Here is an 8159-nt window from a genome sequence, read left to right on the forward strand (position 1 = left end):
CGCGGCCCCGCTTTTCCCTGGCCGGTTACTGTGCCTGATAGATCTGGTCGAACACACCGCCATCATTGAAGAATTTCGGTTGTGCAGTCTTCCAGCCACCAAAGTCCTTGTCGATGGTCACCAGGTCCAGTTTCGGGAACTGCTTGCCAAACTCGGCAGCGACCTTTTCATCACGCGGGCGGTAGAAGTTCTGCGCGGCAATTTTTTGCCCGGCCGGGCTGTACAGGTGTTTGAGGTATTCGGTGGCAATCGCGGTATTGCCCTTCTTCTCGGCGTTCTTGTCCACCACCGCCACCGGCGGCTCGGCAAGAATCGACAGCGACGGCACGACGATCTCGAACTTGTCGGCACCGCCGTCTTCCTTCAGCGCCAGGAAAGCTTCGTTTTCCCAGGCTAACAACACGTCGCCCTGGCCATTGTTGACGAAGGTGATGGTAGAACCGCGCGCGCCGGTATCCAGCACCGGCACGTGCTTGAACAGTTCCTGCACGTAGGCCTTGGCCTTGTCTTCACTGCCGCCGGTTTTCAGGCCGTAAGCCCAGGCGGCAAGGAAGTTCCAGCGTGCGCCGCCAGATGTTTTCGGGTTGGGGGTAATCACCGACACGTCGTTCTTGATCAGGTCGCCCCAGTCCTTGATGCCTTTCGGGTTGCCCTTGCGCACCAGGAACACGATGGTCGAGGTATAGGGGGTGCTGGCGTCCGGCAGGCGGGTTTGCCAGTTCTCCGGCAAGGTCTTGCCCAGCTTGGCGATTTCGTCGATATCACCGGCCAGCGCCAGGGTCACCACGTCAGCACGCAGACCGTCGATCACCGCCCGGCCCTGCTTGCCCGAGCCGCCGTGGGATTGCTGGATCTTCACCGTATCGCCCGGGTGGGCCTGCTGCCAATGCTGGATGAACTCGGCGTTGTATTGCTGGTACAGCTCACGGGTGGGGTCGTATGACACGTTCAGCAGTTCGTAATCCTTGGCGATGGCGGAACCGGCAAAAACGGCACTGGCCAGGGCGGCGAGCGCATAACGGCGGATGGACATGGTGAAGCTCCCGATGGCATTTGTTCTAGTTTTGAAAGGGGGTGGGCTCAGCCGGCCTTGTTGCCCGGCTGTTGCAGGCGGAACTTCTCCTTGCGCTCGATCTGCACGACCTGAGCGTTATGCACCGTGATCTCCACCGCGCCGAAGCGCAGGTCGCGCAGGGCGTTCTGGATCTCCCGCAAAAGGCTGGCTTCGTCCTGACCATCGATATTACGCAGCGATGCACTCATGCTCGTTCTCCTTGGCGTGAGATGCCGGGCAGGGATTTGACGGGGTATTGCCTGGCTTGAGGGCAATAATAGAGAGGCGGTTTTATTCTTAAAAATACTATTTAAGAATTTTTATATAACCATTTTCTTTGCTGGTTCGAGGGCCCTATCGCCAACCAGCCGGCTCCCACAGGATTGTCACTGCCTCCCAGTTTTGTGAGGCCCCTGTGGAAGCTGGCTTGCCGGCGATCGGGCCTTGAGCCTTCAGTTTTGCTTCTGTGGCTCGCGGATTTTGTACCAGGCCACGTACAAGGCCGGCAGGAACAGCAGCGTCAGCAGCGTTGCACTGATGATGCCGCCAATCATGGCGTAGGCCATCGGCCCCCAGAACACTTCACGTGCAATCGGGATCATGCCCAGGCTCGCTGCGGCTGCCGTCAGCAGGATCGGCCGGCGACGGTGGTTGGTGGCCTCCACCACCGCGTCCCAAGGCGCATAGCCCTGCGCCTCGAACTCATCGATCTGGGTAACCAGAATCACCGAGTTGCGGATGATGATACCGGCCAGCGCCAGGATGCCGAGAATCGCCACGAAGCCCATTGGCGTACCGGTAGGCACCAGCGCCAGCACCACGCCGATCAGCCCCAGTGGCGCCACGCTGATTACCAGGAACAGCTTCTGCACGCTGTGCAGCTGGATCATCAGGAACGTGGCCATGAGGAACAGCATCAGCGGGATGACCTTGGCGATCGGCCCTTGGGCCTTGCCACTCTCCTCCACGGTACCGCCCGTGGCCACTTCGTAGCCTACCGGCAGTTTGCTGGCGAACTCGTCGATTTTCGGCTTCAGTTGCGCCACCAGGTCGGTGGGTTGAATGTCGCCGTTGACCGAGGCCTTGATGGTGATGGTTGGCTTGCGGTCACGCCGCCATACCAGCGGCTGTTCCAGCTCGTAGCGCACGGTGGCGAACGACAGCAGCGGAATCGAGGTGCCGTTGGAGGTCAGGATCTGCAGGTTCTGCAGGGTATCGGGCGAACCACGCTCGCTGTCCTCGGCACGCGCGACCACGTCGATCAGGTAGATGCTGTCGTTGACCTGGGTGATCTGCACACCGCTGACGATGCTGTTCATCACGTTGGCCACATCTTCCGACGACAGCCCCAGCTGGCGCGCCTTGTCCTGGGCAATGTCCACGCGCAGTACTTTGCCAGGCTCGTTCCAGTCGTAGATCATCTCGCCTATGTTGCGGTTCTGGTTAAGCAAGGTCGCCAGGTCGATGGCGTGCTTGCGCACCTCGTCGATACTGGTGCCGCTGACGCGGTACTGGATCGGCCGCCCCACCGGTGGGCCCATTTCCAGCGATTGCACGTTGGTGCCGATGCCGACGAACTCTTCATGCAGGATTTTCTGCAAGCGCTCGATCATGCCCTGGCGCTCTTCCAGGCCCTTGCTGACAATCACCAGCTGGGCGTAATACGGGTTTTGCAACTGCTGGTCGAGCGGCAGGTAGAACCGCACGGCGCCCTGGCCGATGTAGGTGCTCCAGTGCACCAGGTCCGGGTCGTCCTTCAGGCGCGCCTCGAAGCGGTCGACCACCTTGCGCGTCTCCTCGATAGAAGCGTTCTGCGGCAGGTTCAGGTCGACCAGGATCTCCGGGCGGTCCGACGCGGGGAAGAACTGGTTCTGCACGAAGCGCATGCTGAACAGCGCCAGGGCAAACAGCAGGATGGTACCGATGATGGTCAGCCAGCGATGGCGCATGCACCACAGCAGCCCACCCTCGAACGCCCTGGCCACGCGCCCAGGCTTGGCTTCGTGAGCCTTGACCTTGCTGCTGCTCAGAATGTGCACCCCCAGCACCGGGGCGAAGAACACCGCCACCACCCAGGACACCAGCAAGGCCACGGCGATCACCGCGAACAAGGTGAAGGTGTACTCGCCTGCGGAACTGGCGTTAAGGCCGATCGGCACGAAGCCGGCCACCGTCACCAGGGTACCGGTAAGCATCGGGAAGGCCGTGGAGGTGTAGGCGAACGTGGCCGCCTGCTCCTTGCTTTCGCCCATTTCCAGCCGGGTGACCATGACCTCCACGGTGATCATCGCATCGTCCACCAGCAAGCCCAGGGCAATGATCAGCGCGCCCAGCGAAATCCGCTGCATGGTGATACCGCTGTATTCCATGAACACGAACACCATCGCCAGCACCAAGGGTATCGAGCAGGCCACCACCAGCCCCGCGCGCATGCCTAGGCTGACAAAGCTTACCGCCAGCACGATCACCACCGCTTCGAACAACGCGCTGGTGAAGCCGCCAACCGCCTTCTTGACGACCACGGCCTGGTCCGACACGGTGTGCACGCCAACGCCTATCGGCAGGTCCTGGATCACCTGATCCATGCGTTCTTTCAGTGCGGCGCCGAACGCCTGCACGTTGCCGCCGGCCTTCATGCCAATGGCCAGACCAATGGCGGTCTGGCCGTTGTAGCGGAACATCGGTGACGGCGGGTCGACATAACCGCGCTCGATAGCGGCAATATCGGCCAGGCGGAAGAAGCGGTCATTGATCTTCAGGTTGACGGTTTGCAGGTCCTTTTCCGAGGCGAACTGCCCGGAGGTTCGCACCGAGATGCGCTCTGGCCCGGCCTCTATCACCCCCGCCGGGGTGACCGCGTTCTGCGCCTGCAGGGCCTGCATCACCTGGCGCTGGTCAATGCCCAGGGCGGCCAGCTTGCGGGTGGAGAAGTTCAGGTACAGCACTTCATCCTGGGTGCCGATGAATTCGATCTTGCCGATATTGGGTACATCGCGCACTTCTGCCCGGGCCTGCTCCACATAGTCACGCAGCTGGCGCAGGGTAAGGCCGTCGGCGGTGAAGGCATAGATCGAACCGAACACATCGCCGAACTCGTCGTTGAACCCAGGCCCCTGGATGCCAGCAGGGAACTGGCCACGGATGTCCTGGATCTTCTTGCGCACCTGGTACCAGATTTGCGGGATATCCTCGGCCTTGGTGGTATCACGCAGGTACACGTAGACCGTGGATTCGCCCGGCCGGGTGTAGCTCTTGGTGTAGTCGAGCGAGTCGAGTTCTTCGAGCTTCTTCTCGATACGGTCGGTGACCTGGTACAGGGTCTCGTCTTGGGTCGCACCGGGCCAGCGGGTCTGGATGACCATGGTCTTGATGGTGAACGACGGGTCTTCTTCACGGCCCAGGTTGAAGTAGGAAAAAATCCCCATCAACAGGGCGACGAACATCAGGTACCAGACGAACGATTGATGCTTGAGTGCCCAGTCGGACAGGTTGAAGCTTCCTTTCATTGCGCATCCTCGTCGAAAGCGACCTTCTGGCCAGGCTTGAGGCTGTTCACGCCCGCAGTCACCACACGTTCACCAGGCTGCACGCCAGAGGCCACGACGATGCTGTCGGAAGTACGGTCGATCAGGGTCACGTCACGGGTGCCGACCGTTTTCTCCCGGGTGTCGATGACCCACACCTGGGTCTTGCCATCGCGTTCGAGCAAGGCACTCAAGGGCAGCTCGCTGCGCGGCGACACGTGCGAGGTCAGGGTCACACTGACCGCGGTGCCCAGGTGGAAGGCTGCCGGGGTGTTTGCCAAGGTCAGGCGCGCACGGCGGGTACGGGTCGTGGGGTCGGCCTGCGGCTCCAGCTCGCGCAGGGTAGCGGTGGTGTTGATGGTCGGGTCGAGTTGCGAGGCGACGGTGAAGGTCAGCCCTTTGTCCAGTTGCTCTGCCAGGCTGATCGGCAAGTCGATCACCGCCTCCTTCACATCAGGCCGGGCCAGGGTCACCACGGCCTGCCCGGCGGTGACCGTCTGCCCGGCCTCGGCCTGCCAGGCCGTGATGACCGCTGCATGGTCGCTACGCAGGGTGCTGTAGCCGAGCTGGTCGCGGGCCTGGCTGACAGAGGCGCGCGCCTGCTCCAGCGTCGCGCTGGTGGTTTTCAGGTTGGTCTGGGCGACATCCAGCTGCGCCTGGGCCCCCACCCCACGGTCGTACAGCTGTTGCTGGCGACGGGCATCGGCCTGGGCGTTGATCCATTGCGCCTGCACCCTGGCCAGGTCGCCTTCGGCGGCACGCAGTTGGTTCTGCTGGTCGGTGGGGTCGAGGGTGGCCAAGGTATCGCCCGGTTTGACCTGGGCTCCCACGTCCAGCCAACGCCGGGCAATGCGCCCGGCTACGCGGAAGCCCAAGGTGCTCTCGAAGCGTGCCTCGATATTGCCAGCGAAGCGGCCCAGTTGCGTCTGCACCTGCGGCTCGACCTTCACCGACAGCACCGGCCGGATCGGCTCTGGGGCTTGCTCGTCACCCTGGCAGGCAGCCAGCAGCATGCCGGCTGACAGTATCAGCAGCAGCCGTGTCATAGCTCACCCCCTGGGCGTTTGGCATCCACCTTCTCCACCTGCATGCCGGGGTGCAACAGCTGGCTGCCGTTGACCACCACGGTTTCGCCCGCCTGCAAGCCGCTGGCGATGACCACCTTGCCTGTCAGGTAGCGGCCGACTTCGACCTTGCGCAGTTCGACCTTGTCACCCTCACCCACTACCCACACGGCAGGTGCGTGCAGGGCCTTGGTCAAGGCCGACCACGGCAGCTCGATGCTCGGCCGCCCCACCGTAGTGGTGCTGGCCGTCACCGGCGCGCCCAGCTGCATTTCGGCGGGCACATCCTTCAGGGCCACCTTGACCTGTACCGTTCCGCTTTGCGCCGACACGGTGGGCGTGATTTCGCGAATCACGCCGCGCGCCTGGACCTTGGGGTTGTCCAGCAGGTGGACGAGTATTTCGGCGTTGCCGGGCGGTGCCACCAGCAAGGATTCGTACACATTGAACACGGCATCGCGGTCGCCATCGACGGCCAGGCTGAAGATCGGCATGGTCGCCTGCACCACCTGGCCTACTTCGGCCTGCCGCGCGGTGATCACCCCGGCGGCCTCGGAGACCAGTGCGGTGTAGCCGAGTTGTTCATTGGCACTGGCCAGTTGCGCCTGGGCCGCCTTGAGCGCGCTCTGGTTGCTGCGCAGCGCCGCTTCGGCGGCATCGTATTCGCTTTTGCTGGTGTAGCCCTTGGGCAGCAGTTTTTGCTGGCGCACGAAGGCCGCACGGGTCTGGGTGACCCGCGCCTGCGCGGCAAACACCTCGGCCTTGGCCGAATTCACGTTGTTCTGCAGGTCTTTCGGGTCCAGGCGTGCGAGCACCTGGTTGGCCTTGACGTGGTCACCCACATCGACGCTGCGCGAAATGATCTTGCCCCCTACACGGAACGACAGGTCCGTCTGCACCCGCGCCTGTACATCGCCGGTCAGGGTGACCCTGGCGGCGAAATCGGTGGGTTGAACCTGCTGCACGCCCACCCGCGGCAATGTTTCAGGCACCTCTTCCTTGCTACACCCGGCGAGCATGCACAGCAGCCCCAGGCAAACGACCGACAGCGGACGTATCAACGTCATGCAGGCTCCTTGCTTGCGCACAAATGGTTTGTGGGATGCGACTGTCAGCGTAGTTCAGGGTTCGATAAACATCACTGACGGGGATCAGTTCGGCAGTTTCGGCGCTTGCGCCGGCCTCTTCGCGGGCACGCCCGCTCCCACAGGAAAGCGCAGCCCCTGAGGCTTGCGCTGTACCTGTAGGAGCGGGCAAGCCCGCGAAAGGGCCGGCACAGCCAAGCACATGCTTCAGTTATATCCCGAAACCATCAACCACCCGGCCACCCCGCTTCAGCCACTACTTTCAAAGGGAGGTTCAACTTCAAGGAAGATCACAATGCCGTTAGCCGAATCCCATCTGCTGCGCCGTGGGCGCTTTTCCGAGCCAGGCAGGCTTTACATGCTGACCACCATCACGCAACAGCGAAAGCCACTTTTCCTCGACTTTCACCATGCCCGGCTGATGGTCAAACATCTGCGGATCTCAAATGATATTCAGGACTGCCGGTCATTGGCCTGGGTAGTGATGCCGGACCATCTGCATTGGTTGATCGAACTGAAAGAAGTGGCATTGGCGACACTGATGCGCAAGTTCAAATCACGCACAGCCATTGCCTTGCGCAAGGCAGGTGTCAGGCACAAGCCGATATGGCAACCGGGGTACCACGACCATGCACTGCGGCGGGAAGAAAATGTGGTGCATGTGGCCCGTTACATCGTTGCCAATCCCTTGAGGGCAGGCTTGGTCCGGAGTGTCAGGGATTATCCACACTGGGATGCGGTATGGCTTTGAATCGGTGCTGGGGCCTTCGCGGGCTTGCCCGCTCCCACAGGTACAGCGCAGACCCTGAGACTTGCGCTGTACCTGTAGGAGCGGGCAAGCCCGCGAATAGGCCGGTACAGGTCAGACCTGAACTAAGGCCTTGTTGAGGCCAAGCTCAATGTCATCAATGAGGGCTTTGGCAAAGCCACTGAGAATTCTTGCTGCACTACCTGCCAGCCGATCATTTTCCATCTCGGCTTCGGTTGTCAGGTGAGTGATACAGCCGAGCATGACGGAGAGTTCGGAGAAAGCATGATTGAACGGGATGTTGGCCTGTACGCGGAAAAGCTCCATGTAGGTTTCTTTACCCACGGTGCTGCTTTGTGACAGGTGATTATTGGTCATGGCGGATCTCCTATATCGAGGTATGGAGCTGCCACCTGCATCTTTCTCACGGATGGGGCGGCAGCCGTACGCGAGGTGAGAAACCGCGGATATAGGAACGCAGCCAGACCTGAGTCTGCCCGCGCACGGCTGCCATGACGGAAGCACTATATCGTTGGGTTCTCACACCCAGTCGCCAGTACTGGCGACCCAACGACGTTAGCCCTGGTGCATTTCCCCTACAACAGAGCAGCTTCCACGCGGCTCGTAGGATAATTCCCAAGCAGCGCCCATTGAAGCTTTGGGCTCAGGTTGATGAAAAGTCGT

7 protein-coding genes are annotated in these 8159 nt (G+C 61.6%); 1 reads left to right on the plus strand and 6 read right to left on the minus strand.

Annotated elements, in window-relative coordinates:
* Positions 1-25 precede the first annotated feature (25 nt).
* From ACF8SD_RS08645 to ACF8SD_RS08665, 5 genes are all read right to left on the minus strand, one after another.
* A complete protein-coding gene (locus ACF8SD_RS08645; protein ID WP_173891491.1) occupies positions 26-1033 on the minus strand; it encodes a sulfate ABC transporter substrate-binding protein in 1008 nt (335 codons plus the stop codon).
* A 47-nt stretch (positions 1034-1080) separates the two neighbouring features.
* The gene (gene oscA, locus ACF8SD_RS08650; RefSeq protein ID WP_110679511.1) at positions 1081-1263 is read right to left on the minus strand and encodes a sulfur starvation response protein OscA; all 183 of its coding nucleotides are present in this window, start codon (positions 1261-1263) and stop codon (positions 1081-1083) included.
* Between the two features lie 243 nt (positions 1264-1506).
* The gene (locus ACF8SD_RS08655) at positions 1507-4560 is read right to left on the minus strand and encodes an efflux RND transporter permease subunit (protein WP_392484213.1); all 3054 of its coding nucleotides are present in this window, start codon (positions 4558-4560) and stop codon (positions 1507-1509) included.
* A complete protein-coding gene (locus tag ACF8SD_RS08660; protein WP_392484214.1) occupies positions 4557-5624 on the minus strand; it encodes an efflux RND transporter periplasmic adaptor subunit in 1068 nt (355 codons plus the stop codon). The genes ACF8SD_RS08655 and ACF8SD_RS08660 overlap by 4 nt, the downstream gene beginning before the upstream one ends.
* Complete coding sequence (locus ACF8SD_RS08665) at positions 5621-6709, minus strand: efflux RND transporter periplasmic adaptor subunit (protein ID WP_392484215.1); 1089 nt, start codon at positions 6707-6709, stop codon at positions 5621-5623. Before ACF8SD_RS08665 ends, ACF8SD_RS08660 begins: the two co-directional genes overlap by 4 nt.
* A 313-nt stretch (positions 6710-7022) precedes the next feature.
* Between ACF8SD_RS08665 and ACF8SD_RS08670 the strand changes: the two genes are divergently transcribed.
* Positions 7023-7478 (plus strand): transposase, encoded by a 456-nt coding sequence (locus tag ACF8SD_RS08670; RefSeq protein ID WP_392484216.1) that lies wholly within the window; start codon positions 7023-7025, stop codon positions 7476-7478.
* 111 nt (positions 7479-7589) lie between these two features.
* Here the strand turns inward: ACF8SD_RS08670 and ACF8SD_RS08675 are convergent, their stop codons facing one another.
* A complete protein-coding gene (locus tag ACF8SD_RS08675) occupies positions 7590-7802 on the minus strand; it encodes a DUF3077 domain-containing protein (protein ID WP_392484217.1) in 213 nt (70 codons plus the stop codon).
* Between the last annotated feature and the right edge of the window lie 357 nt (positions 7803-8159).

It is taken from the genome of Pseudomonas sp. CJQ_9 (assembly GCF_043106615.1).
Taxonomy (GTDB): Bacteria; Pseudomonadota; Gammaproteobacteria; order Pseudomonadales; family Pseudomonadaceae; genus Aquipseudomonas; species Aquipseudomonas juntendi.

Bases quoted from the DNA above. Each gene is read 5' to 3' on its own strand.
- ACF8SD_RS08645 (WP_173891491.1), bottom strand. From the start codon at position 1,033: ATGTCCATCCGCCGTTATGCGCTCGCCGCCCTGGCCAGTGCCGTTTTT.
- oscA (WP_110679511.1), bottom strand. From the start codon at position 1,263: ATGAGTGCATCGCTGCGTAATATCGATGGTCAGGACGAAGCCAGCCTT.
- ACF8SD_RS08655 (WP_392484213.1), bottom strand. From the start codon at position 4,560: ATGAAAGGAAGCTTCAACCTGTCCGACTGGGCACTCAAGCATCAATCG.
- ACF8SD_RS08660 (WP_392484214.1), bottom strand. From the start codon at position 5,624: ATGACACGGCTGCTGCTGATACTGTCAGCCGGCATGCTGCTGGCTGCC.
- ACF8SD_RS08665 (WP_392484215.1), bottom strand. From the start codon at position 6,709: ATGACGTTGATACGTCCGCTGTCGGTCGTTTGCCTGGGGCTGCTGTGC.
- ACF8SD_RS08670 (WP_392484216.1), top strand. From the start codon at position 7,023: ATGCCGTTAGCCGAATCCCATCTGCTGCGCCGTGGGCGCTTTTCCGAG.
- ACF8SD_RS08675 (WP_392484217.1), bottom strand. From the start codon at position 7,802: ATGGAGCTTTTCCGCGTACAGGCCAACATCCCGTTCAATCATGCTTTC.